We start from the raw sequence: 24,251 nt of genomic DNA on the forward strand, positions 1-24,251 counted from the left end.
TGACCGGTGGAACGCAGAGCGAGGTGCGAGGTACCTGCAACCGCACGAGAAGTCCACTCGAGGGATCCATCCTCGTCGCCCCCTCCCTGGACGCGGGCCTGTACGAGGCGATCGTGGTGGCGCGCGGGGTCGTGTGCGGCTCGGGCGGGCTGACCGGCCACATGCAGTCGCTCTGCCGCGGCCGGGGGATTCCCGTGCTCCGCGTCGACCAGGAGGACCTCGACCACCTGGTCGGCGAGGTGACACTGGACCTCGACAGCGAGTCGGTGGTCCTCGGGTCCGGCGCCGGCGACGGGGCGGACCCGGACTCCGGGCCCGGCGGCCCCTCGTTGGACGATCTCGGCTCGGCGTGTGCGGTCATCGCCGACCTCCAGGACATCCGTGCGATCAACTCCTGCGGGCCGAACGCCGGGCGGGTCGACTCCTTCTTCATCCGGGAGGAGTTCCTCTGCCTGGCGGCGTCCCTGAGCCCGCTGGACTCCCTGGTCGGCGGACCGGCCGACGCGGTGGTCTACGGGCGGGCCCTCGCGGACCGGCTGTGCGGCTTCGTCGAGGCGCTGCTGCCCGGCCAGCGGCTGGTCCTCCGGCTGCTGGACCTCCGCTCCGACCACGCCGCCAGCGTCACCGAGCTGGCCCCGGTCGCGGTCGAGCCCAACCCCGAGCTGGGCCTGCACGGCGCCCGCTGGCTGCTGGGGTCGGCCGCCTACCGGGACGCGCTGCACGCCATGCTCGGCTCGCTGCGCGAGCGGCTCGGCGACGCCGCCGGCCGGGTGCACCTCTCCGTCCCGTTCCTCAACGACGCGGAGGAGTTCGCCCAGCTCAGGAAGCACCTGGAACTGCCGCCCGAGGTGCCGCTGTCCGCGTTCATCGAGACGCCCGCGGCGGTGCACGCCACGGCGGAGATCTGCGCGGCCGGCGCCAGCGAACTGTTCGTCGGGGTGAAGGACCTGGTGCAGTTCTACCTCGCCGCGGACCGCGGCAACCACCTGGTGGCGGAGTCCTACCAGACCCGGCACCCGGCCGTCCTGGACGGGCTGCGCAGGGTGGTGGAGTCCGCGCGCGCCACGGGCACCCCGGTGCGGGTGTTCGCGCTGGGCTCGGACCTCGCCCACTACCTGACCCATGTGCCCACCCCCGACGGCTACATGATGTGCACCGCCGAGCTCCGGCACCTCTTCCTCGAACCCCAGCCCTGACCGGGTGGATGGCCGGAGGAAGGGACGCGAATACGACAACTCTATTTTCAGCTTCAGGAGTTGACCGGAAACTCCACTCCTTCCAGTGAACCCGACGGTACGTCAGTTTGATTCTGGCCGCCCTGATCAGGATGCGGTCAGTATCCCTGATGAAAAGGACGGTTCGCATGACCAGCATCAGTGGAGCGCCGGTCCCGGCGGTCACCGAGGCCACGCTCACCGACATCGCCACCAACGGCATCTGGGGCGACGGCCTCACCCCCAGCTCGTCCGCGGTGGGCGTGGCCGAGGCGCTGCTCGCGGCGCTCCGGGGCGAGGCCGGCGTGCAACTGCCGCAGCCGCTGGCGGAGCTGGTGGGGGAGGTGCGGGAGAAGGCCGCGACCGAGCTCGTCGGCATCGACGGCGTCGAGGACGCCCGGCTGTCGGGGCTCGCCGTCAAGCTCCGCGACGGCGAGCCGCATCCGGTCGTGATCGTGCCCGCCGGCTGGAACCCGTTCGGCTGGCTGCCCTTCCTGCACCTGTACCTCAAGCTGGCGCAGCGGGGGTACCACGTCCTCGCGTACACCCCGCGCGGCATCGGCAGGAAGGGCTGGCTGTCCACCTCCGGGGGCTTCATCGACGTCGGCGGCGAGAAGGACTGGGCCGACGGCACGAAGGTGATCGACTTCGCGGAGCGGCACTTCGACCCCAGCGGGATCGGCTTCCTCGGCGAGTCCTACGGCTCCGGGATCAGCCAGCTGGTCGCCGCCCACGACGAGAAGGCCCGGGTCTCCGCGGTCGTCGCCCTGAGCACCTGGGGCAACCTGGCCACCAGCCTCTACGACAACGGCACCCGGCACCTGGCGGCCGTCAACGCGCTGATCGGCTTCACCGGCGGCGAGGCGGAGGACGGGTCCGACAAGTTCGACCCGGCGACGTTGGAGATCCTCAACGACTTCAAGGCCGGACGGAACCTCGACAAGGTGGTGGAGTGGGGCACCAGGCGCTCCCCGCAGACCCATGTGGGTCGGACGAACGAACGCGGCATCCCGACCTTCGTCTCCAACACCTGGCACGAGACGCTCTTCCCGGTCGGCCCGGTGATCGAGACCTTCGAACAGCTCACCGTGCCGAAGCACCTCAACCTCTGGATCGGCGACCACGGCGCCCCCGAGGGCCCCGGCCTGGTCGGCCTGCCGCTCGGCTGGCCGTTCCCCGGGCTGGCGGAGCCGATCCAGGAGGCCTACGCCTGGCTGGACCACCACCTGCTCGGGGCCGACAACGAGGTGCCGACCTGGCCGCAGGTGGTCAACCAGTCCATGTTCACCTACGAGACCACCGGCACCGGCATCGGCGGCAACCGGATCACCGCCCCGGCGCAGCGCGAGCCGTACGGGTCGTGGAGCGAGGTCACCACCGGCGGCGAGACCTGGCACCTGACCGGCGAGGGCGCGCTGTCGGACAAGCCGACCGCCGGGTGGTCGCAGGACTTCGTCGCCGGCAACCCGACCGAGGCCAACGCGGGTGAGCTCCTCAAGACCGGGGAGAAGGAGTGGTTCGGCAACCCCAAGCGCTACGTCCCGGAGCAGTTCGAGCCGTCGCGGCTGCTGTCCTGGTCGACGGAGGAGCTGACGGCGCGGAGCGGTGACGCGGCCCGCCGGATCCGGGGCGCCGCGGAGGTCCGGCTGACGGTGCGCAGCACCGAGGAGGCGGCGACCCTGGTGGCCTACCTGTTCGATCTCGCCCCGGACGGCACCGCGCGGATCATCACCCACGAGCCGTACACCGCGACGGGGCTGACCCCGGGCGAGGACACCACCGTCGGCTGGAAGCTCCAGCCCACCTCCTACGACGTGCGGACCGGCCACCGGCTGGCCCTGGTCGTCAACAGCCGAGACGACCTGTACTCCTACGCCGCGGAGCGGGGCACCGTCACCATCGGCTCGCCCGGCGGGAACGAGTCCCGGCTGGAGCTGCCGCTCGGCTGATCCCCAACCGGGCCGCGCCGGGCGGCGGGACGGCCGTCCCGTCTCCGGCGACGGCCGTCCGTCCCCCCTCCGGCGACGTACCGGATCAGCCTCGGGGCGCGTCCGGGCGCCGCCCGCCGCCGCGCAGCAGCACCGCGATCAAGGCGCACAGCACCGCGCCGACGGCCGCCAGGCCCCACAGCACGGAGTGGAACGCGGAGTCGTAGGAGTGCGCGAGGAAGTCCGTGAAGGCCCGGCGGTCGGTGGCGCCGGACAGCTCGGCGGCGCCCGCGAGGTCCCCGCCGGCCGCCCGGTCGGTGACCTCGCCGGCCCGGGCGGCTCCCGTGTGCGCGCCGATGCCGTCGGCGATCCGGGTGCCCAGCACGGTGGTCAGCGCGGAGCCGTACACCGCGACGGCGACGGCCTCGCTGCCCAGGCGCAGGGTGTTGAGGAAGCCGGCCGCCATGCCCGCCTTGGCCGGGTCGACCAGCTCCAGTGCCTGGCCGTCGACCAGCCCGGCCGACAGTCCCATCCCGGCACCGGTGACCAGCATCGGGACGGCGAGCAGCAGGACGGTGACGGAGGAGGAGAGCAGGGTCAGGGCGAGGTCGCCGGCCACCAGGCAGACCAGGCTGAGGAGGATCAGGGTGAGCGCGGGCACGCCGCGCGAGACCAGCCTGGCGGCGAGCAGCGGCAGGACCAGCACCGGCGCGGTGAGCAGCAGCATCAGCAGTCCGGCGGCGCCGGTGCCGCGGCCGGTGACGGCGGTGAGGTAGCTCGGCAGGTAGGTGAGCAGGGTGACGAAGCCGAAGGAGGCGGCCACCGGCACCAGGCAGAGGCCGACGAAGCGGCGGTCGCGCAGCAGGCCGAGGTCCAGCACCGGGTGGGCGCTGCGCCGCTCGACGACGGCGAACACGGCCAGCACGAGGGCCGCGCCGAGGAACAGGCCGAGCACGCCCGTGCTGCCCCAACCCCACTGGGAGCCCTGCACGATGGCGGTGGTGAGCAGCACCATGGCGAGCACGGACAGGACGCTGCCGGGAACGTCGATCCGCCCGCCGCCGGTGTCGGCGGGCACGGCGCGGGAGATCGCGGGCAGCGCGAGCAGGACCACGGCCAGGGCGACGGCGTGCAGGGCGAACACCCAGCGCCAGCCGACGCCCTGCACCAGCACGCCGGCCAGGGACGGGCCGATCGCGACGCCGACGCCGGCGGTGGTGCCGAACAGCGCGAAGGCCCTGGCGCGGGCCGGGCCGGCGAAGGCGGTGGAGAGGATCGCCGCGCCGCAGGAGAAGATCGCGGCGCCGCCGATGCCGGTGAGGGCGCGGGCGGCATCCAGCCACCGGACGTCGGTGGCGACGGCGCTGGCCAGCGAGCCGAGGGCGTAGAGGGCGACGCCTGCCGCGAAGGCCCTGACCCGGCCGATCACGTCGGCGACCGACCCCCAGACCAGGGTGAAGCAGGCGAAGGCCACGTTGAAGGCGTTGACCACCCACTGGAGCGGGGCCAGGTCGGCGTGGGTGCCGGCGCCGATCCGGGGGAGGGCGACCGCGGTGCCGGAGATGGACATCGGGACGACGAAGACCGCGAGGAGGACGGCGGCCAGTGTCAGGGTGCGGCCGGGGTGCGGGCCCTCCGCGGCGGCGGGGGGTGCGGCGGAGGGCGGGCTCTGGGTGCGCAAGACGGCGTGACTCCAGGCTTGAACCGGCCGTCGGTCCGGACGGCCAGGTACGGATTTGGTCGAACCTCACCGTGCCATGCGGTCGAGGTACGATGCAACCCGTACCTGAGGACGCCTGGCGACGCCTGACGACTCCTGACGACGGAGGACCCGATGCCCGACCCGGAAGGCCACCCCTCGATCGAGGAGATGGACCTGCGCACGGTGCTCAACGCGCTCGCCGATCCGCTGCGCTACGGCGTGGTCGCCGCCCTGCTGCGGGAGGCGGAGGGGACGGCGCGCACCTGCGCCTCCTTCGACCTCCCGGTCTCCAAGTCCACGCTCACCCACCACTTCCGGGTGCTGCGCGAGGCGGGCCTGGTCCGCCAGGTGGACCGCGGCAACAGCCGCGCGGCCACCCTGCGCCGTGCGGACCTGGACCGGCGCTTCCCGGGGCTGCTCGACCTGGTCCGCGCGAACTCCTGACGGGAGCGCGGCCTGTTCCGGGCCTCAGGCCGGTTCGTAGGAGGTCCGGCCGACCAGGGCGCGGGCCCTGGGGGAGTCCATGGGGTGGGCGAAGAGGTACCCCTGGCCGAGCGGGCAGCCCATGGCGGCGAGCAGGTCGCGCTGTTCGGGGTGCTCGATGCCCTCGGCGATGACCTGGACGCCGAGGGTGTCGGCGATCCGGGTGATTCCCTCGACCAGGGCGTACTGCTGGGGCGAGTGGCCGAGGCCGTCGATGAAGGACTTGTCGATCTTGAGCAGCGAGATCGGGAACTCCCGCAGGTAGGACAGCGAGGAGTAGCCGGTGCCGAAGTCGTCGATGGCGATGCCGACGCCGAGGCCGGACAGGGTGGCCATGTCGGCGTGGATGCGGTCGTCGCGGCGCATCAGCACGGACTCGGTGAGCTCCAGGACCAGGGTGTGCGGGTCGATGCCGGAGGTGGCCAGCGCCTGGCGGACCACGTCCACGAAGCCGGCGTCGCGGAACTGGCGCGCCGAGACGTTGACGTTGACCCGCAGCGGCGGCCGGCCGGCGGCCGTACGGACCGCGGAGCTCGCGGCGTGCCAGGCGGCGGCCTCCTGGGCGGCGCGCTCCAGCACCCAGGCGCCGAGCGGGACGATCTGGCCGCTCTCCTCGGCGAGGGCGATGAACTCGTCGGGCAGCACCATGCCGCGCCGGTCGTGCGGCCAGCGGACCAGCGCCTCGAAGGCGACCAGATCGCCCGAGCGCAGGTCGACGATCGGCTGGTAGTACAGCTGGAAGGCCGACTCCGCGATCGCCGAGTCGAGGTGCTCGTTCAGCTCGTGCCGCTCCACCATCCCGGTCTGGAGGGCGGGCCGGTAGTGGCACCACTGGCGGCGGCCCGCCGCCTTGGCGGAGTAGAGCGCGAGGTCGGCGTGGGTGAGCAGCTCGGCCGCGTCCACGCTGTCCTCGGTGGTCGCCACGCCGATGCTGGCGCTCACCCGGACCGCGCCGGACTTCAGCCTGAACGGTTCGGCGAACACCGCCAGCACCCCGGCCGCGATGGTGTCCACGTCGGCCGGCCGCCTCGCGTCCTCCACCAGGACGGCGAACTCGTCGCCGCCGAGCCGGGCGGCGGTGTCCGAGGCGCGCAGCGCGGTGGAGATCCGCAGCGAGACGGCGACCAGCAGCTCGTCGCCGACCGCGTGGCCCTGGGTGTCGTTGACCACCTTGAAGTCGTCCAGGTCGAGGAAGAGCACCCCGGTGACCGCCCCGCTGCGCTCGCCCCGGGACAGCGCGTGGCCGACCCGGTCCTGGAACAGCACCCGGTTGGCCAGGCCGGTCAGCGAGTCGTGGAAGGCCCGGTGGGTCAGCTCCCGCTCCATCTGCCGCTGCTCGGTCACGTCGCGCAGGGTGAGCACCAGGGCGCCGACGGTCGGGTCCGCGCGCAGGTCGTTGAAGCGGACCTCGGCCTCGATCGGGGTGCGGTCCTGGCGCAGCAGTCGCCAGTGCTCGCGCGGATGCTCGCCCCGGGACTGGTCGGCCGACTCCCGCACCCGGGCCAGCGCCTTGCCGACCTCCCGGCTGTCCTCGGGCGGAACCAGGTCGGTCAGCCGGGTGCCGGCCAGGTTCGGGTGGCCGAGCACCGTCTCGGCGGACGGGGAGGCGTAGCGCACGCCGTCGTCGGCGTCGAGGATCAGGATGACGTCGCTGGCGTTCTGCACCAGGGTGCGGAAGTACAGCTCGCTGTTGCGGCGGGTGACCTCCCGGCTCAGCACCACCCGCTCGACGGCGAGGGCCGCCTGCGCGGCGAGGATCTCCAGCGAACTCCAGAGGCTGGTCAGCTCCCGCTCGGTGCCGGTGACGATGAGCGCGCCGATCAGCGGGTCTCCGGAGGGGCGCTGGGCGAGGGTGAGCGGGCTGACCAGGGCGTACGGCATGCCGTCGACGCGGCCGCGCCGCTCGCCGTTGGGCCGCGCGGCATCGGGCAGCCCGGCGGCCTCCAGGCCCAGCGAGGCCACGGGCAGCAGCAGGGTCTCCCGGGCGGCGGCCAGCTCGAGCACCTGGTCGGACGGCGCCGCGTCCCCCGGCCGGGGCCGGGCGGCGCCGCTCCCGGCGTGCCGGACGTGCAGCACGCCCTCCTCCGTCACCGCGAGCAGGGCGACGTGCCCGGACTCGGCCGGCATCAGGGTGGAGGCGGCGGACTGGACGGCGTCCGCGACCTCCTCCACCGTGACGGCCCCGGTCAGCCGGGCACCCGCCTCGCGCAGCGCCCGCTCGCGGGCGACGGCCTGTCTGCGGGCGGAGACGACCACCGCCAGCCGGGCCAGCACCAGGAGGTAGAGCAGCGCGGAGAAGGCACCGATCACGCCCGCGTTGCTGGTGTTGCCGGCCAGCGACTCGATGATCAGCATCGTCGGGGCGATCAGCGAGGCCAGGGTGAGCAGCGCCAGCCGGGCGGGGCTGAGGTCCGGGTGCTGGGTGGGCACCGGTCGGGTCAGCTCGACCATCGAGGGGTGCAGCGCGGCCGCGCCCCAGGCGGTGTAGAAGGCGGCCCAGCCGAGTTCGACGGGCGTGCCGATGCGCCAGGTGCCGTGCAGCTGGATCAGCCCGTACAGCACGTCGGAGACCATGATGCCGAGCGAGCCGACGGCGAGCAGCTGTAGCGAGCGGGAGTTGCCCCCGCGTGCGGTCAGCAGGCGCATCAGCAGGGCGAGCACCACCACGTCGCCGAGCGGGTAGGCGATCGAGACGGCCTTCTGGAACCAGGTGAGGTCCGGGTTCCGGGCGTACGGGAGGATCAGGTAGATCCAGGCGAGCAGGGCCAGCCCGATGGTGGGGATGAGCGCGTCGAGCAGCCCGGCGAGGTCCTGACGGGCCGTGCGCCAGCGGATGAAGCCCAGCACGCCGACCGCGTACAGCACGTACTCGGCGAGGTAGAAGCCGTCCGCGACGGACGGGAACGGGTTGGGCAGGTGCAGGATGTCCAGTTGGACGGCCTGCACCACCTCACCCACGGTGAAGCTGAGGTTGGCGAGCGCCAGCACGTACCAGAAGCGCGCGTGCGCGGGACGGTTGAGGCGGACGCCGACCACGATGGCGGCGACGCCGCCGAGGCCGATGCCCGTCCACCAGATGATCCGCTGGCCCGGGTTCACGTAGTAGATGCCGGTGAACAGCACCATCCAGAGCAGGTAACAGACCATCAGGTGTTGTCGCCGGCGAGTCAACGAGGCTACCTCCTCCGCGACATCACCCCGCCGGTCGGGCGGGGGACTTCGGGCGAGGGCTGGGCGGGCGAGGCGTGCGGGGCCTGTGCCCGGTGGGGCGGGTGAGCGCTTTCGCGCAGCAGCGAGGCGTCCGGTGGGGGTGCGACCGGACGTCCTCGACGGGGCATGAGTGCGTATAGTCGGAAATGTCGCACTCCCAAGCATTCTGCCGCCACAGCACGAGGTCAAGCCGGTGGACGACGCAGTAGACAGCGCACAGGGCGTACGAACGGATGTGAGCTCCGGCCGTCACGCCGTGGTCCGCAACGGCGACGGTCAGTACGCGCTCTGGCCGGGGGACTTGACCGTCCCCGCGGGCTGGTGGCAGGTCCACGGGCCGGCCGGGCGGGCCGACTGCCGGGACTGGGTGGAACGCGAGTGGCGCCCGGCCGAACTGGGCTTCCCCGACGGAACCCCCGTACGGCGGGCGGCGGCCGGATTCGCGGACACGGTGCACGGACTGTTCCGTGCGCGGGCGGCGCACGACCCGGAGGCGGTCGCCGTCGTCGCCGACGACGCCACGCTGAGCTACCGCGAACTCGACCTGCGCAGCGACCGGTTGGCCGCCGCCCTGCGGGCCCGCGGGACCGGGCCGGAGCAGGTGGTGCCGGTCTGCCTGGAGCGCGGGACGGGCCTGGTGACCGCCTGGCTGGCCGTGCTCAAGGCCGGCGGCGCCTTCCTGCCGTTGGACCCGGCGCACCCCCGGCGGCGACTGGCCCGGCTGGTGGAGGACTGCGGGGCCCGGGTGGTGGTCGCGGAGGGTGACGGCTTCCCGGGGACGTCCCGGGTGTCCGTGCTCGGGCCGGAGGGCGGCACGGCCGGGGAGGCCCCGCAGGCCGAGGAGCTCCCGCAGTCCGGCGAGTCGCCGTACGCCGGGAGCATCTCGGACGACGGCGCCGTCCCCGACGACCTCGCCTACCTGATCTACACCTCCGGCACCACCGGCCGCCCCAAGGGCGTCCCGGTCACCCACCGTGCGCTGCTGTTCACCCTCGACCGGATCGTCCACGCCTACCGGCTGCGCCCCGGCGAACGCGTCCTGCAACTGGCCGCGCTGGGCTCCGACACCGCGCTGGAGCAGGTGTTCGGCGCGCTGCTCGCGGGCGCCACGGTGGTGCTGGGCGGCGGCGGGAGCGCGGGCGGCACCTGGGCGCCCACCGAGCTGGCCGGTCGGCTGCCCTCCCTGGGCCTGGCCGTCGCCGACTTCACCCCCGCCTACTGGCACCACCTGCTCGACCTGCTCCCGCCCGGCGGCCCCGGCCCCCGGGGACTGCGGCTGGTGGTGGTCGGCGGGGACGCCGTGCACGCCGACGACTGCCGCCACTGCCTGGAACGGCTGCCGGGCGCCCGGCTGCTCAACGCGTACGGGGTCACCGAGGCGGCCGTCACCTCGACGCTCTGCGAGGTCACGGCGGACCTGCTCGACGGCGCGGAGGGCGCCGCCGCACCCGTCCCGATCGGACGGCCGCTGCCCGGGGTGCGGGTGCACGTGCTGGACGACCGGCTGCGCCCCGTCCGGCCCGGGGAGAAGGGGCAGATCCACCTCGGCGGGCCCGGCCTGGCCCGGGGCTACTGGCGGCAGGTCGGGCTCACCGCCGAGGCCTTCCTGCCCGACCCGTACGCGCCGCTGCCCGGCGAGCGGATGTACCGCACCGGCGACGCCGGGCGGTGGCGGGCGGACGGGCGACTGGAGATCCTCGGGCGCTTCGACGACCAGGTGAAGGTGCGCGGGCACCGGGTGGACCCGGCCGAGATCGAGGCCGTCCTGGCCGCCCATCCGGACGTCCGGCAGGCCCGGGTCGCGGCCGACGGGGAGGCGGCGGACGGCAGCCGCACGCTCACCGCGTACTACACGCCCGCCGCCGGGGCGGCCGGCGGCGCCGGGGCGATCCGGGCGTTCCTGGCCGAGCGGCTGCCGGAGTACCTGGTGCCGGCCGAGTTCGTGGTGCTGGAGGCGATGCCGCTCACGGCGGCGGGGAAGATCGACCGGCGGCGGCTGCCACGGGCGCCGGTGCGTCCCCCGGCACCGACCCAGGGGCCTTCGTCCGAGACCGCCGGAGCGGGGGCGGTGGAGGCGGCCGTCGGACAGCTCTGGGCGGAGCTGCTCGGCGTCGGACACGTCGGCCCGGACGACGACTTCTTCGCGCTCGGCGGCACCTCGCTGCTGGCGATGGAGATGCTGGCACGAGCACGGATCATGTTCGGCGTCGACGTCGGGCAGGTGCGGACGCTCACCCGGGCGCTGCTGCGCGAGCCCCTCCTGCGGGCCTTCGCCGGGGCGCTGCGGGCCGCGCGCACCCCGGCCCCCGTGGTGCGGGAGGCTGGCGTCGACTGGTTCGCCGAGGCCCGGCTCACCGAGGACCTCCGGCAGTCCTGGAGCCCCGCCCCCTCCCGGGCCGACCCCGCCGAGATCCTGCTCACCGGCGCCACCGGCTTCTGCGGCGCCCACCTGCTGCACGCGCTGCTCGCCACCACCCGGGCGCGCGTCCACTGCCTGGTCCGCGCGCCCGACGAGGAACACGCGCTGGAACGGCTGCGGGCGGCGCAGCAGCGCTTCCTGCGGCACGACCTCGCCGACCCGCGGGTGGTCCCGCTGGTCGGTGACCTCACCCGGCCCCGGCTCGGGCTGACGGACGGCCGCTTCGCCTGGCTGGCCGAGCACCTGGACGCGATCCACCACCTCGGCGGGCAGGTCAACTTCCTCTACCCGTACCACCAGTTGCGGCAGGCCAACGTCGGCGGCACCCGGGAGGTCGCCCACCTCGCCGGGCACAGCCGGGGCATCCCCGTGCACTACCTCTCCACCCTCGCCGTGCTGGCCGGATTCGGCGCGGCCGGCGTCGCGAAGGTCACCGAGCGGACCCCGCTCGCCCACCCGGAACGGCTCGGCGTCGGCTACGTCGAGAGCAAGTGGGTCGCCGAACAGCTGCTGCACAACGCGGCGGCCGCCGGGCTGCCGGTCACCGTGCTGCGCACCAACGACGTCACCGGGGACCTGGCGGACGGGGTGATGAACACCGGCACCGAACTGTGCGCGCTGATCGCCTACCTGGCCGACAGCGGCACCTGCCCCGACGTGCGGCTGCTGCTCGACTTCGTCCCCGCCGACCGCTTCACCCTCGCCGTCGCCCACATCGCCGCCCACGCGCCCGCCGCCGGCGAGGTCTACCACCTCACCTCCCCGCAGCCGGGCGACCTCGCCGACCTCGCCGATCGGCTGCGGGCGCGCGGCCACCGGATCGACCGACTGCCGTACGGGGACTGGGTGCGGCGGCTGGTCCGGTTCGCCGCCGGGAACCCGACGCACCCGATCGCGCCGTTCGTCCCGCTGTTCGTGGACCGCGCGCCGGGGTCGGAGCTGTCGATCAGCGAGATGTACTTCCGGCCCACGTTCCCGCTGTTCGAGCGGGCCGACGCGGACGCGGCACTGGCCGGGAGCGGGGTCGAACTGCCGCCGGTGGACGCCGGGTTGATCGACCACTACCTGGCGGGTCTGGAGCGGGAGGGGTTCCTGCGGGCGGCGGCGCCGTGACCGACTTCGACGCGCTCGACGTCGAACTCGGCCCCGGCGACGGGCCGGTGGCCTTCGGCGGGTCGCTCGGAGGGCCCGGGGCGCTCGGGGCCGGGGAGTTGCTGGCGGCGTACCGGCGCGGGCTGTTCCCCCTGCCGGCGGCGGACGTGTACGCGAGCGCCTACAACGAGGCGGTGTACGGGGACGCCGTCGAGGCGGGCGAGGTGGCGCTGCTGCCGGGCGGCGCGGACCCGTACGCGCTGGCCTGGTGGTCGCCCGACCCCCGGCCGGTGATCGCGCCCGACGGCGTGCGGCTCGGGAGCCGGCTGGCGCGGCGGCTGCGCAACCGGTCGTCCTGGTGGACCAGCGCCGACCGGGCCTTCGGGCAGGTGCTGGCGGCCTGCGCCGAGGGGCGTCAACCGGCCTGGCTCACCGAGGAGTTGGTGGCTGCGCTGCTGCGGCTGCATGAGCTGGGGGCGGCGCACAGCGGGGAGGTGTGGGAGGGGGAGGAGCTGATCGGCGGGGTGTTCGGGGTCGCGGTCGGCCCGGTGCTGAGCCTGGACTCGATGTTCCACCGCCGCCCGGACGCCGCCCGGGTCGCCGTCGCCGACCTGGGGGCGCGGTTCGGTGCGGCCGGCGGGCGGCTGCTCGATGCCCAGTGGGACGGGCCGCACGTGCGGAGCCTCGGGGCCGAGCCGATGGCGCGCTCGCGCTACCTCGCGGAGCTGTCGGGCGGGGGCGGGGGCGGTGTACTGGACGGGGCGCCGCTGCCGGCGGCGCGGCTCGGCCGAACCGGGTGATCCGGCCTCTGCCTGGCTGACCTGTGGTTAAACCTGTTCCGGCCGGGGTTTTTGGCCTGTCTTCGACAAACTTATTCCCCGTCAGTAACATGACGCCGCGTGTTCAAGAGCTCGATAGGCAGGGCCGTCGGCCCCGCCGTCCTCACCCTCGTCCTCGCCGGGGCCGCCGCGTGCGGGCCGACCAGCCCCGGTCCCTCCCCGGCCGGTGCCGCACCGGCCGCCGCCACCGTCGCCGACCCGGCCCCGACCGCCGCCGGGGGCAGCCCGGCGGCCGCCGCGCCGCCCGCCGGCAGCACCCCGCGCGCCAAGGCGGGCACCCCCGCCACCGGCCGTCCGACCCCGGGCAAGGCGGCCGTCACCGCCGCGCCCGCCGGGGACCGGCAGGCCGCGATCGGCAGTCCCGGCAAGGACGGCGGCGCCGTCACGGCGGCCACCAGGAACCTCCAGCTGACGGCGTACGACCCGGCGGGCGGGACGGCGGTGCTGGCGGCGGCCTCAGCCTCGGCCACCGCCCCGCCGGCCGCCTCGGCCTCCGCCTCGCCGGGCGCCGTCCCGACCGCTGCGGCCGCCGTCCAGCCCGGACAGCTGATCGCCAGCCCGCCCACCGCCGCCGCCCCGCAGGGCGCGCTGGTCGCCGTCACCGGCGTCCGCCCCGGCGCGGGCGACACGCTCGCCCTGACCACCCGTCCGGCCACCCTGGCCGAACTCCTCGGCGGCACCGAGGCCGACGGCAACGTCCCCGTCGACCCGCACGGCATCACGGTGACCCCGCTGGTCAAGGACCTCAAGGCGACCGCCGGCCTGAGCGGCGACGGCGTCCGGGCCGACGCCTCCGGCACCCTGGAGGTGAACGTCAAGGCCCCCGTCCCGCTGCCCGACGGCGCCGGCCTCGACGCGTCCGGCTCGCTCCAGCTCCACCCCGCAGTCCACTTCGCCTACCACGGCGCGGCGGCCGGCAGCCCGCGCACCGCCTCGATCGGCTTCGACCTCGGCGCCCACGCCCAGTGGAAGGTCACCGGCGACGCCGCCCGCAGCACCGGCGCGGCACCGATCCGGGTGCCCTTCGCCAAGCTCCAGGCCAGCCCGGTCCTGACGGTCGCCGGCCTGCCGGTGGTCGTCAACCTCGGTCTCACCTGCTACCTGGAGGTCAGCGCCGACGGCCAGGTCCACCTGGAGGCGGAGCAGGACGCCACCGGCACCTGGGCGGTGCGCGCCGACTACACCGGCGGCAAGGGCTGGACCCCGGTCACCAGCGCCGAGACCAAGGTCACCCCGGTGCACCTGCGGCTCAACGGCAAGGCGGGCGTACGGGCCGCGCTCGGCGCCGAGATCAGCCTCGGCCTGTACGACACCGTCGGCGTGGAGACCACCGTCGCCCCCTACCTGCGCGCCCAGGCCGAGGGCTCGCTGGTCGCCGACTCCTCCGGCAACCCGCCGCAGGCACAGGGCAGTTGGTCGCTGGTCGGCGGCGTCGACCTGAACGGCTCGCTGCTCGCCCACCTGAAGGTCTTCGGCACCCCGGTCATCGAGGGCAAACTGCCGCTGCCGCCCTTCCACCGGGAGTGGCCGCTGCTCGCGGGCTCGGCGACCCTGCCCGCCCCGCAGCACAGCTGACCCGCTGACAGGTCCCTGGGCCCCTCGCCGGTCTTCCCCGGTCGAGGGGCCCTCGTCGTGGGTGGGCTCCGACCGGCCGAAGGATCGCGACGCGACCACCGGCTCTGCGTCGGCGCCCCGGTGGCGGGTTTCGTGCTCGCCGCCGGGACGCTCGCCGGTTCGGTGACCGTCGCGCCCGGCCCCGCACACACAACCACCGCTTCCCGCCCCCCCCGGGGCGGTCGGTCAGGTGCCGCCGGCGGGGGTCTCGTCCTTCTTGACGCCCAGGAGGATCTGGTCCAGCACCGAGACGTCCGGGGCGGCCGGGCCGTCGTCCACGCCGCCGTCGAAGACCACGTAGCCGCCGCCCTTCGCGGGGAGGGCGGCGAGCAGGACGTAGCCCTGGCTGCCGTCGGCGTCGGTGATGTGCCAGTGGGTGGCGTAGCCGGCCACCCCGGCGACGGTGAGGCTGCCGGAGCCGTAGTCGGTCTGCGAGGCCATCCCGCTGAAGATCTGCTTGGCGACCGTCGGCATGGCGGCGTCGGCGGCCGCCTTGGCGGTGGCGCCCTGGACGGTGTCCTTCTCCACCGAGAACCGGCCGCGGATGCAGGCCTTGCCGTTCGCGCAGGTGTAGCGGCCGCTGCCGAGGTGGACCGTCCTCTGCGGGGTGCCGGCCGTCGAGACGTCCCAGCCGTCGAACACCGGGAGGGTGATCGAGTGCTGCTCGTCCGCGACGGTGCTCCTGAGGACCGGGGCGGGCTTGGGCGTGGACGGCTTCGGGGCGGGGGTGGGGCTCGTACGGCTCCAAGAAGCCGTGGTCCGCCCGTAGCACCGTGACACCGGGTTAGAGCAACGGCATTGAGCCGTAGCCGCCCTGGACCGGCCGGACGTCGTCGGTCCAGGCGCTGCCGTCCCACCAGCGCTCATGGCCGAGTGCGCCGTCCGGACCGGGGACCGGGTACCACCCGGGAGGCGCCGCGTTGTTCACGGCCGTACGCTAACCGGCGATGTGCCGCCCCGAGCCGGGAGGGGTTCCGCGCCCGCCGCGGGCGGTGACCGCGAGGGTCGTGGCCGTGGCCGTGGCGAGGGCCGCCCACGCGGCGGTGAAGCCGTGGGTGCTGTCGCGGAGCAGCCCCAGGGCGGGCGGGACCAGGACGACGGCCAGTTGGTTGACCGCCATGACCAGGCCGAGGGCGAAGCCGGTCCGGCCCGGTGGCGCCGACTCCGCCAGGTGGGCCACCCAGGGGCCGTACCAGCCGATTCCGAAGAATCCCAGCCAGGTGAACAGGAGGGCGGCCGCCACCGGGGACTGGCCCGCCGGCGTCGTCAGGGCCGTCAGCCCCGCCACCACCGCGCCCATGCAGACCAGGACGGGCCGGTAACGCCCGGCCCGGCTCCGGTCGCTCCAGGCCGCCAGCGTGATCCGCCCGACCGCCCCCGCGACCTGGACCGCCACCAGGACGGCCGCGCTCGCGCCGGGACCGAGGGCCGTCACGTCGTGGAGGTACAGCGCGCTGAGCACGCCGACGCCGCCGTGCACCGAGACCAGGCTCAGTCCGGAGAGCAGGATCCTCGCCATGGCCGGCTCGCGGAGGATCCGCAGCCGGGAGCGGACGGAATCCGTCGGTGGACCGGCGGCCGGGGCGGGACGCCCGGTGGCGGTGGTGGTGGCGGCGGTGGCGGTCGCCGGTCGTCGGTAGAGGGCGGTGAAGAGCCCGGCGCCCAGGAGGGCGACCAGCCCGCCGACCACCAGCGCGGCCCGCCATCCGTGGGCCACGGCCACCAGCGGCAGGACGGCGGCGGCGAGCGCCCCGCCCAGCGGCAGCCCGGCCTGGCGGACACCCATGGCCAACCCCCGCTGGGTGGGGTCGAACCAGGCGGCCACCGACTTGCTGCCGCCGGGCTGCACGGTGCTGTACCCGGCGCCGACGACCACCAGGACGGCGAGCAGCGAGGCGTACCCCTGGGCCAGGCTGCCGAGGAGCAGGGCCGCGGCGACCACGGCGGCGCCGATGCCGACGACCCAGCGCTCGTCGTGCCGGTCCAGGAGTTCGCCGGCCACCAACAGGCCCACCAGCGGGACCAGCTGGGAGGCCGACAGGAGCAGGCCGAGCTGGGTCGTACTGAGTTCCAGTGAGCGCTGCAGGGGGACGGCCATCGCCCCGATGCCCTGCACGAAGAAGCCGGAGGCGGCCTGGGTGACGGTGGCGACGGTGAGGACCACCCAGCGGTACCGGGGCGGGCGGCCGGAGGCCGCGGGGGCCTCCGGCCCGGAGCGATTTCCGGTGACGGTGTGCTGACTCATGCCCGGCAGCCTGCTGTCATGGTCTTATGCATCTCAACCCTTACGGCGACGGCGCCGTGCACCTCGCCGCGGATCTGGCCAACCACCGGCCCGGGACCGCCGGGGAACTGGTGGACCGCTGCCGCGCGGCCGGACTGGTGGTCGACGGTCCGGTACGGCCGACGGACCTGACGCGCATCCTGGCCCTGCTGGACGCCTGGGAGTCGGTGGTCGACGCGGCCGACGAACGCGAACGGGCCGAGCGGCTCAACCGGATGCTGGCCGCCGACGCCGCCCATCCCCGGCTGACCGACCACGCGGGCGGCTGGCACCTCCACTACCGGGACGAGCACCAGCCGTTCGCCGCCGTGCTGTCCACCCTGATCGCCGTCGGCACGGCCTTCCACCTGGTGGGCCGCGGCATGCACCGCCTCGGCCGGTGCGCGGTCGTCGAGTGCACCACCAGCTTCGCCGACACCACGCGCACCGGCCGCCGGCGCTACTGCTCCCAGCGCTGCGCCAACCGCGACGCCGTCCGCCGCCACCGCCGTGCGGCGCGAACGGCGAACGGCCGGGCCCGCGCGTGACCTGCCCTTCCGGACGGCGGGTCGTGGATCGACGCGTACGACGCCTGCAGAACGTGGGAGGGTCGGGGGTCCGACCGCCGTTTCGCGCGCGGGGAGGACGGGCGGTGGCGGTTCGTGGAGCGGCGGGTGCGGATCACCCTGGTCGGCGACGTGAGCCGCCACCTGCGGCGGTAGGGTGCGCCGGCCAGGCAGACGTCCCGCTCCTGGCGGATCGTGGGCGGGACGCTGTCGGCGGTTCGGGGGATTGCGGCGGGTTTTCTGACATGGACAGGACGTTGGGGGAATCCATTGCCCGGAAGGGCGCCGTCATCCGTTGTGCGCCCTCGGAAGGGAGAACAGTCATGCGTCGTCGAATCGCCGTGGTCGGGATGCTGGTCGCCGCCGGAGTGCTCGCGTCCGCCGTGCCCGCCCAGGCAGCGACGGGGACTCTGGTGGTGAACGGTGTGACGCGGCACGACCCGGCCCGGGGGTGCTACCCGACGCTGTCGCCGGTGATCATCGAGAACCTCACGGACGTGAGGGTCCAGGTGTACTCCGCGGCGAACTGTCAGGGGACGCTGATGCGGGACGTGGCACCCGGGATGTCCGCGACGACGCTCGGGTTCAGCTACTACGTCAACTGATCCCGGCGTACGGCCACGGAGTGGGAAGTCGGCTCGGCCGACTTCCCACTCCGTGTCGTGCGGACGAGGGTCCCGAGTCCCGCGCCCCGCCGCGGCGCGCACCGCTGAACGGGTCCGGCGGGTCCGGCGGGTCGCGCGGGTCGCGCGGGTCTGGCGGGAACCACTATCGCGATATATCGTGAGTTCCGGTCCGCGCCGCCGACCGTACGGCGCACACGCCTTCGTCGAACTCAGGACGGGAAGTATGCCGGGAGAGATCGTGCCCGCCGGGAAGCAGCCCGAGTTGCGGGCCTCGCACGCGGACCGGGACCGGGTGGTCGAGCTGCTGGTCGTCGCGGCGGGCGACGGCAGGCTCACCTCGGACGAACTGGACCAGCGCGTGGAGGCCGCCCTGTCGGCGCGGACGGTCGGTGAACTGGCCGACCTCACCGCCGACCTGCCGGCCGTGTCGGTCTCCGCCGACGGTGTGGTGGCCGAGCCCAAGGACGTCGTCCGGATCCAGCAGGGGTTCAGTCCGGTCAGGCGGGAGGGGCGCTGGGTGGTGCCGCGCCGCCTGGAGCTGTCGGTGCAGTGGTGCGACGTGACCCTCGACTTCACCCAGGCCGTGATCACCCAGGACACCCTGCGGATCGACCTGGACATGCAGGGCAGGACCCTGACGCTGATCACCGCTCCGGGCATCGTGGTCGACACCGACGGCCTGGCGCTGGCGTTCAGCAAGGTCAGGAACCGCCAGGACCCGGACGCCGGGACGCCGGTCAGGCTGCGCGTGGAGCTGGTCGGCAGGAAGGTCCACGGCCGCGTCGTCGTGCGGCAGGCGCGGCGGACGACCGGCCGGTGGCCGCTGCGGAAGCCCATGGCCCTGCCGCCCGGCGGCTGACCGGCCGCGCCGCTCCCCGGCCCGTACGGGGCGTTCGTGTCGTCCGCCGCAACAGCCGGGGTCCCGCCCCGGCCTCCCCTACGCTTCCCCCATGCTCTCTGTGGTGGTGGCCCCCTGGACGGGCGACTCGAAGCCGGTGTTCGTCCACAACCCGGACGAACTGCACGATGCCGCGAGCACGATGAAGGTCGCGGTGCTGGCCGCGCTCTGCCGCAGCGGCGTCAACCTCGACGCCGAGGTCCCCGTGGTGAACCGCTTCGAGTCCGTCGTGGGCGGCGAGTTCGGCAACGACCCGGACCGGGACAGCGACCCCCTCCCCTGGGAGCTCCTGGGCACCCACGTCCCGCTCCGCCTCCTCGCCGAGCGGATGATCACCCACTCCTCCAACCTGGCCACCAACCTCTGCCTGGCCCGCACCACCCAGCAGGCCGTCGCCGACGTCTGGCGGCGCGCCGGGGCCACCCGCAGCGCCACCCCGCGCGGGATCGAGGACTACCCGGCGCGCGCCCAGGGCGTGCACAACCGGGTGAGCGCCCGCGACCTGGTCCGCCTGCTGCGCTCGCTCGCCGGCGAGCCCGAACTCCTCGCGCTCCTCGAACACAACGACTTCCGGGTCGACCTGGCCGCCGGCCTCCCGGCCAACACCCGGATCGCCTTCAAGAACGGCTGGTTCCCCGGCGTCCGGCTGAGCGTCGGCCTCGTCCAGTCGGCCGACTGCCCGCCCTACCTGATCGCCGTCTGCTACACCGGCCCGCTCGCCGACGGCACGGACCGCACCGACCCGGCGGCCCGGCTGCTCGCCCGGATCTCCAAGGCGGTGTGGGACCGGCGCGACGAGATCACCCCGCGCGTGCCGTCAGCCCGTCCTGTGCCGCCTCGTTCGGCAGGTTGATCCTTACGGACCCCTCGTGGCCGGTCGGTTCGAAGTAGCACTGGTCGAGCGCGAGCGCGAGCAGCCGGTCGGCCGGGTCGGCCGCCGGCCGGTGCTGCGGGGCCGTGCGGACCCAAGAGCGCCTCCGCCCGGGTGTTCGCCTTCAAACCGTTACCGGTCGAACGTGCATGACGATCAGTCGGATGCGGTATCGGATTGAAGCGTCCTGCTCAAGCGGTTCAGGGGGTGGGCTGAAGTGTCGTCCCGGCTACGGATGTTCGCCCGGTCAATCACGGTGGGTGCGATCGCCTCGGCCTACGTGGCGCTGCACCTGCTGGTCAACGTCGGCATGGGGCAGGACGTGGGCGTGAGCAGGGTCGGGGCCCTGCTGCTCGGGGCGGTCGCCCTGGTGCTGTTCGGGCCCGCCCTGTGGCTGCGGCGCCTTCGCCGGGCCGGGGTGATGGAACTCGTCGGACTCGTCAACCAGTACGAGGCGCGGCAGCCGAGGTGGCGGAGAACCGTCCGGGTGGCGAACACCGCCGGGTACGTGCTGTTCGGAGTCGGGACCCTCGCCGTCGCGATCTCCGAGCAGGGCGACCGCATGACCCTGGAGGCGTCGCTCGCGGTGCTGGTGGGAGGTGTGGCGGCCGCGGGGACCGGCTTCCTGGTCCTGCGCCGCACCCGTCCGCTCGCGGCCCGCGGGGCGGCCCAGGCCCTGTTGCGGGACGGTCGCGACCCCGTGCTCTACCTGCGCAGCTTCGACGACGACGAGACCGCCGCCCGGGTGGACGACGGGGCGGACATCAACCTCCACAGCCGGGAGGAGCAACTGGCGGCCGCACTGGGCGTCGTGGGCCCCGTGATCGCGGTGGGCCGGCCGGGCGAGCCGCTGCCGCGGCTGGGCGCGGCCCGGTTCTACCTGCCGCTCGACGACTGGCAGGCCACCGTCGGCCGACTGATGGACCTCTCCCAGCTCATCGTCCTGCGGCTCGGGCTCGGGGAGGGGCTGCGGTGGGAGATCGAGCGGGCGCGGGCCACCCAACCCCCCGAGAAGCTGATCCTGCTGGTCCCGGCCGGCCGCTCCGAACTGGCCGCCCGCTTCAACGAGGGCCTGCCCACTCCGCTGCTGCCGGAGGAGGTGGCGACGGGGGAGTACTGGGTCGGTGCCGTCGTCGTCTTCGACGGGCACTGGATGCCCAGAGCCCTTCCGGTGCAGGAGCGCAGGGGGCTGCGGGCATGGATGGCCCGGTCGGGCGTCACGACCCTGGAGACGCCCACGGTGCACGTGGCCCAGACCATCCGTACCGCGCTGGCGGCCACCGGGCGGCGACGGCCGACGATGGCGTACCGGGCCCAACTGGCCACGCGCAAGGCGGACCTGGTGGGCATGTGGCTGGCCGTCCTGCTGGTGCTGCCGGGCTGGCTCGGCTACCGGGTACTGCAGTGGGCCGGTCTCTGGTGATCCGGGGACACGACGGAAACGGGGGAGACATGGACAGTTCACCGCAACACAGGGCCGTGGTCGGGTGGGGTGTCGCCGCGTCGCTGCTGATCTTCGGGTCGGTGGCGCTCGGCCTGCTGCTCGTCGTGGCCGACTGGCGCGCCTACCTGGTGGTCGAGGACTACCTCGCCGGAAGGGCGACGGAGGCGGACCTCGTGGCGGCCGCCGACTTCTGGGACTCCGTCAGGGGGCCGCAGTGGTTGCTGCTGCTGGTCCCGGTCTACGCGGTGTTCGCGGTGTGGATCCGGCGGGCGCGGATCAACGCCGAGTCGCTGGGCGGCCCGGGCAGCCAGCGCCGTGCGCGGGGCTGGGCGATCGCGGGCTGGATCACCCCGGTGGCGAACCTGTGGGTCCCCTACCAGGTCGTCTCGGACGTCTGGAAGGCCAGTGCTCCCCAGCGGTCGGCTCCCCGGGGCCTGTTGGCCGTGTGGTGGGGGGCGCTGCTGGTCGGGATGTACGTGGGCAACGGGTACGTGAACGCGGTCAAGGACGAGTTCGACTCGGTCGACGACCTGCGCCGGCTCGTGGTCCTGTCCACCGTCAGCGCGGTCCTGGAGGTGATCGCCGGGGCGATCATCATCCACGCGATCCACCGGATCAGCGCCTGGCAGACCCAGCGGAGCGCCGAAGCGCCCCGCTGAGTCCGCCGTCCTCCGGGGCCGTCAGTACGGCTGCACGAGGACGTGCGCCGCGCCGGGGACGCCGACCTTCAGCAGCTCGTCCTCCTCCGGCGTGGTCGGCGTGCCCGTCTCCTGCTTGAGGAGCGCCCGGGACAGGGCCTGGACCCACATCGCCCGCGGGCGGCGGCGCTCCTCCCAGGCGGCGAGGGCGGCCGGGACGCCGTCGGCCGCGTCCAGGCTCTGGGCGAGCACGAGGGCGTCCTCGACGGCCATCGCGGCGCCCTGGGCCAGGTGCGGGGTGGAAGCGTGGGCGGCGTCGCCGGCCAGCACGATCCGGCCGACGTGCCAGGGCTCCTCGACGGTGACCTGGGAGATCCGCGAGTAGACCACGGCGGCCGGGTCGGTGACCTGCGCCAGCGCCTCGGCCACCGGGCCGCCGAAGCCGGCCAGCCGCTCGCGCAGCTGCTCGTGGGCGCGTTCCGGGTCCGGGCGGAAGTCCTCCGCCTCGGCGAAGACCGCGCCCAGGTACATCTGCCCGGCGCTGATCGGGGTGAGCAGGGCCTTGGCCCGGAGGTTGCCGGTGGACATCACCACACCCTGTACCTCGGGCGAACGCGGCAGCGTGACACGCCAGTTGGCGAAGCCGGTGTACTCGGGGAGGTACTTGTCACCGTAGAGGTGGCGGCGCAGCGGCGAGCCGATGCCGTCGAAGCCGACGACCAGGTCGTAGCGGCCGACGTGGCCGTCGGTGAGGGCGACCTCGACGCCGTGGGCGTCCTCGCACAGGGTGCCGATGGTGGTGCCGAAGCGGACCGTGACGCCCGCCGCTGCGGCCGCGTCGGCGAGGACGCGGGCCAGCGCGGGGCGCGGGATGCCGTTGTTGGAGGGGGCGTCGCCCATCCGGGGCTGCGGGATCCGCGCGAGGGTGGCGCCGGCCGGGTCGCAGATGGTCAGCACCTCCCACTCGAAGCCGGCGGCGAGGCAGTCCTCCAGCACGCCGATCTCGCGCATCACGTGCAGGGCGTTGGACGGCTGGATGATGCCGACGCCGAGGGCCTCCAACTGCTCGCGCAGCTCGGCGACGTCGACCTGGTGGCCGCGCTTGGCGAGGGCGGTGGCGAGGGTCAGGCCGCCGATGCCGCCGCCGTTGACGAGGACGCGCAGGGATCTGCTCATGAGAGGTGCTCCGAAGGGAAGTTCACAGGAGGTTCGGGAGGTGCAGGCAGGTTCGGGAGGTGCGGAAGGGGCCCGGCCGGAGCCGGTTCAGCCGGCCGGGGCCGCGGCGAGGTCCATCAGGTGGTCGACCAGGGCGAGCAGCAGGTCCCGCCCGAAGGCGCGCTCGCGCACGTCGCCGAGCAGCATCGGCACCTGCGGGTCGAGGTCGAGCGCGGCCCGGATCTCCTCGGGGGTGCGGGTGTTGGTGTTGTGGAAGCAGTTGATCGCGACCACGAACGGGATGCCCCGGCTCTCGAAGAAGTCGATGGAGGCGAAGCTGGTCTCCAGCCGGCGGGTGTCGGCGATGACGATCCCGCCGAGGGCGCCGTTGACCAGGTCGTTCCACATGAACCAGAAGCGTTCCTGGCCGGGCGTGCCGAACAGGTAGACGACCAGCTCGGGGCTGACGGTGATCCGGCCGAAGTCGAGGGCGACGGTGGTGGTGGTCTTCTGGTCGACGCCGGAGAGGTCGTCGACGCCGACGCTGGCCCGGGTCAGGTACTCCTCGGTGCGCAGCGGGGCGACCTCGCTGACCGAGCCGACCAGGGTGGTCTTGCCCACGCCGAAGCCGCCCGCGATCAGGATCTTGACGGCGGCCGGGGCGGCGGCCGGGTCGGCGGTGACGGAGTGGGGTGTGGCGGAGTGGGGCGTTGCCATGTTCAGAGTCTCCGGAGTCCTTCGCGTACGGCCGTGAGCAGGCCGAGGTCCACGCCCCCGGCGGCCCGGGCCACCGAGAGCGGTGCCCGGGCCTTCAGCAGGCCCTGGGCGACCAGGTCGCCCAGCAGGATCTTGGTGACCGAGACCGGGAGGTCCAGGCCCGCCGACACCTCGGCGACGGCGATCGGGCGCCGACAGCGTTCGAGGATCAGCCGGTGTTCGGGCTGGAGGCCGCGCGCACCGGCGCGGCTGCCCCGCGCCAGGACCGCGTCGGCCTCCTCCTCGACCGTGGTGAGCACGGTGATGAGGGTGAGGTCGTCGCGCTCGGGCGCGGTCCGGCCGCGGGTGATCGTGTACGGGCGCACCATGCTGCCCGTCTCGTCCTCCGCGTCCTCCTCCTCCAGCTCGCTCCAGTGCGGCACCGCACCGCGCCGCCCGCCGTCGTCCCGGCCGTCGTGCGGACCGAACCGCGCGGCGGACTGCGGGCCGCCGACCTGCGGGCCGGGCCCCGGGTCGGCCCGCAGGCCGTCGTCGAGGCCGTCCCCCCAGGCGTCGTTCCCGTACGGTTCCAC

The 24,251-nt window shown here is 74.3% G+C and carries 20 protein-coding genes; 12 read left to right on the plus strand and 8 right to left on the minus strand.

Annotated features, from left to right (window positions below; translation table 11 throughout):
• Positions 1-23 precede the first annotated feature (23 nt).
• Positions 24-1,196 carry a putative PEP-binding protein gene (locus ACZ7RU_RS21730; protein WP_470342572.1) on the plus strand — a complete coding sequence of 391 codons (1,173 nt, stop codon included), beginning with the start codon at positions 24-26 and terminating at the stop codon, positions 1,194-1,196.
• Between the two features lie 167 nt (positions 1,197-1,363).
• Positions 1,364-3,163, plus strand: coding sequence for a CocE/NonD family hydrolase (locus ACZ7RU_RS21735; RefSeq protein ID WP_470342573.1), 1,800 nt, complete (start codon positions 1,364-1,366; stop codon positions 3,161-3,163).
• 85 nt (positions 3,164-3,248) lie between these two features.
• On the opposite strand, the gene ACZ7RU_RS21740 is transcribed toward ACZ7RU_RS21735, so the two are convergent.
• Positions 3,249-4,712, minus strand: coding sequence for an MFS transporter (locus ACZ7RU_RS21740; protein ID WP_470342713.1), 1,464 nt, complete (start codon positions 4,710-4,712; stop codon positions 3,249-3,251).
• Between the two features lie 264 nt (positions 4,713-4,976).
• Between ACZ7RU_RS21740 and ACZ7RU_RS21745 the strand changes: the two genes are divergently transcribed.
• The gene (locus tag ACZ7RU_RS21745) at positions 4,977-5,288 is read left to right on the plus strand and encodes an ArsR/SmtB family transcription factor (RefSeq protein WP_470342574.1); all 312 of its coding nucleotides are present in this window, start codon (positions 4,977-4,979) and stop codon (positions 5,286-5,288) included.
• Positions 5,289-5,312: 24 nt separating this feature from the next.
• On the opposite strand, the gene ACZ7RU_RS21750 is transcribed toward ACZ7RU_RS21745, so the two are convergent.
• Positions 5,313-8,498 carry an EAL domain-containing protein gene (locus tag ACZ7RU_RS21750; protein WP_470342575.1) on the minus strand — a complete coding sequence of 1,062 codons (3,186 nt, stop codon included), beginning with the start codon at positions 8,496-8,498 and terminating at the stop codon, positions 5,313-5,315.
• 232 nt (positions 8,499-8,730) lie between these two features.
• Between ACZ7RU_RS21750 and ACZ7RU_RS21755 the strand changes: the two genes are divergently transcribed.
• The 3 genes from ACZ7RU_RS21755 (at position 8,731) to ACZ7RU_RS21765 (ending at position 14,462) form a co-directional block, all read left to right on the plus strand.
• Positions 8,731-12,069 (plus strand): amino acid adenylation domain-containing protein, encoded by a 3,339-nt coding sequence (locus ACZ7RU_RS21755; RefSeq protein WP_470342576.1) that lies wholly within the window; start codon positions 8,731-8,733, stop codon positions 12,067-12,069.
• Entirely contained in the window at positions 12,066-12,848 is a 783-nt protein-coding gene (locus ACZ7RU_RS21760) for a leucyl/phenylalanyl-tRNA--protein transferase (protein ID WP_470342577.1), read from the plus strand. Before ACZ7RU_RS21755 ends, ACZ7RU_RS21760 begins: the two co-directional genes overlap by 4 nt.
• 99 nt (positions 12,849-12,947) lie before the next feature.
• Positions 12,948-14,462 carry a hypothetical protein gene (locus ACZ7RU_RS21765; RefSeq protein WP_470342578.1) on the plus strand — a complete coding sequence of 505 codons (1,515 nt, stop codon included), beginning with the start codon at positions 12,948-12,950 and terminating at the stop codon, positions 14,460-14,462.
• 225 nt (positions 14,463-14,687) lie between these two features.
• On the opposite strand, the gene ACZ7RU_RS21770 is transcribed toward ACZ7RU_RS21765, so the two are convergent.
• Genes ACZ7RU_RS21770 through ACZ7RU_RS21780 form a run of 3 tightly spaced genes read right to left on the minus strand, consistent with a single transcriptional unit; the run spans position 14,688 to position 16,746 of the window.
• Positions 14,688-15,281, minus strand: a complete 594-nt coding sequence (locus ACZ7RU_RS21770) for a hypothetical protein (protein ID WP_470342579.1) — start codon at positions 15,279-15,281, stop codon at positions 14,688-14,690.
• A 4-nt stretch (positions 15,282-15,285) separates the two neighbouring features.
• Positions 15,286-15,429: a DUF2510 domain-containing protein gene (locus tag ACZ7RU_RS21775; protein ID WP_470342580.1), complete on the minus strand. Its 144-nt coding sequence runs from the start codon at positions 15,427-15,429 to the stop codon at positions 15,286-15,288.
• A gap of 9 nt (positions 15,430-15,438) precedes the next feature.
• Positions 15,439-16,746: an MFS transporter gene (locus ACZ7RU_RS21780; protein ID WP_470342581.1), complete on the minus strand. Its 1,308-nt coding sequence runs from the start codon at positions 16,744-16,746 to the stop codon at positions 15,439-15,441.
• Positions 16,747-16,772: 26 nt separating this feature from the next.
• On the opposite strand from ACZ7RU_RS21780, the gene ACZ7RU_RS21785 reads away from it, so the two are divergent.
• From ACZ7RU_RS21785 to ACZ7RU_RS21810, 6 genes are all read left to right on the plus strand, one after another.
• On the plus strand, positions 16,773-17,312 hold the full coding sequence (locus ACZ7RU_RS21785) for a CGNR zinc finger domain-containing protein (protein ID WP_470342582.1): 540 nt from the start codon (positions 16,773-16,775) through the stop codon (positions 17,310-17,312).
• Between the two features lie 341 nt (positions 17,313-17,653).
• Positions 17,654-17,935, plus strand: a complete 282-nt coding sequence (locus ACZ7RU_RS21790; protein WP_470342583.1) for a hypothetical protein — start codon at positions 17,654-17,656, stop codon at positions 17,933-17,935.
• A 244-nt stretch (positions 17,936-18,179) separates the two neighbouring features.
• A complete protein-coding gene (locus tag ACZ7RU_RS21795; protein ID WP_470342584.1) occupies positions 18,180-18,815 on the plus strand; it encodes a DUF1707 SHOCT-like domain-containing protein in 636 nt (211 codons plus the stop codon).
• A gap of 91 nt (positions 18,816-18,906) precedes the next feature.
• Positions 18,907-19,707 carry a serine hydrolase gene (locus ACZ7RU_RS21800; RefSeq protein ID WP_470342585.1) on the plus strand — a complete coding sequence of 267 codons (801 nt, stop codon included), beginning with the start codon at positions 18,907-18,909 and terminating at the stop codon, positions 19,705-19,707.
• Positions 19,708-19,981: 274 nt separating this feature from the next.
• A complete protein-coding gene (locus tag ACZ7RU_RS21805; protein WP_470342586.1) occupies positions 19,982-21,148 on the plus strand; it encodes a transferase in 1,167 nt (388 codons plus the stop codon).
• A gap of 29 nt (positions 21,149-21,177) precedes the next feature.
• Positions 21,178-21,828: a DUF4328 domain-containing protein gene (locus tag ACZ7RU_RS21810; RefSeq protein WP_470342587.1), complete on the plus strand. Its 651-nt coding sequence runs from the start codon at positions 21,178-21,180 to the stop codon at positions 21,826-21,828.
• A gap of 21 nt (positions 21,829-21,849) precedes the next feature.
• Here ACZ7RU_RS21810 and ACZ7RU_RS21815 read toward each other — a convergent pair whose 3' ends face one another.
• From ACZ7RU_RS21815 to ACZ7RU_RS21825, 3 genes are all read right to left on the minus strand, one after another.
• Positions 21,850-22,983, minus strand: a complete 1,134-nt coding sequence (locus ACZ7RU_RS21815; protein WP_470342588.1) for an FAD-dependent monooxygenase — start codon at positions 22,981-22,983, stop codon at positions 21,850-21,852.
• A gap of 87 nt (positions 22,984-23,070) precedes the next feature.
• Positions 23,071-23,679 (minus strand): GTP-binding protein, encoded by a 609-nt coding sequence (locus tag ACZ7RU_RS21820; RefSeq protein ID WP_470342589.1) that lies wholly within the window; start codon positions 23,677-23,679, stop codon positions 23,071-23,073.
• Positions 23,680-23,681: 2 nt separating this feature from the next.
• Entirely contained in the window at positions 23,682-24,251 is a 570-nt protein-coding gene (locus ACZ7RU_RS21825) for a DUF742 domain-containing protein (protein ID WP_470342590.1), read from the minus strand.

The sequence above is a fragment of the Kitasatospora sp. NPDC114501 genome (assembly GCF_055633695.1).

Coding starts and splice junctions, on each gene's coding strand:
- ACZ7RU_RS21735 (WP_470342573.1), top strand. CDS start 1,364: ATGACCAGCATCAGTGGAGCGCCGGTCCCGGCGGTCACCGAGGCCACG.
- ACZ7RU_RS21740 (WP_470342713.1), bottom strand. CDS start 4,712: ATGTCCATCTCCGGCACCGCGGTCGCCCTCCCCCGGATCGGCGCCGGC.
- ACZ7RU_RS21745 (WP_470342574.1), top strand. CDS start 4,977: ATGCCCGACCCGGAAGGCCACCCCTCGATCGAGGAGATGGACCTGCGC.
- ACZ7RU_RS21780 (WP_470342581.1), bottom strand. CDS start 16,746: ATGAGTCAGCACACCGTCACCGGAAATCGCTCCGGGCCGGAGGCCCCC.
- ACZ7RU_RS21785 (WP_470342582.1), top strand. CDS start 16,773: ATGCATCTCAACCCTTACGGCGACGGCGCCGTGCACCTCGCCGCGGAT.
- ACZ7RU_RS21790 (WP_470342583.1), top strand. CDS start 17,654: ATGCGTCGTCGAATCGCCGTGGTCGGGATGCTGGTCGCCGCCGGAGTG.
- ACZ7RU_RS21795 (WP_470342584.1), top strand. CDS start 18,180: ATGCCGGGAGAGATCGTGCCCGCCGGGAAGCAGCCCGAGTTGCGGGCC.
- ACZ7RU_RS21800 (WP_470342585.1), top strand. CDS start 18,907: ATGCTCTCTGTGGTGGTGGCCCCCTGGACGGGCGACTCGAAGCCGGTG.
- ACZ7RU_RS21810 (WP_470342587.1), top strand. CDS start 21,178: ATGGACAGTTCACCGCAACACAGGGCCGTGGTCGGGTGGGGTGTCGCC.
- ACZ7RU_RS21815 (WP_470342588.1), bottom strand. CDS start 22,983: ATGAGCAGATCCCTGCGCGTCCTCGTCAACGGCGGCGGCATCGGCGGC.
- ACZ7RU_RS21820 (WP_470342589.1), bottom strand. CDS start 23,679: ATGGCAACGCCCCACTCCGCCACACCCCACTCCGTCACCGCCGACCCG.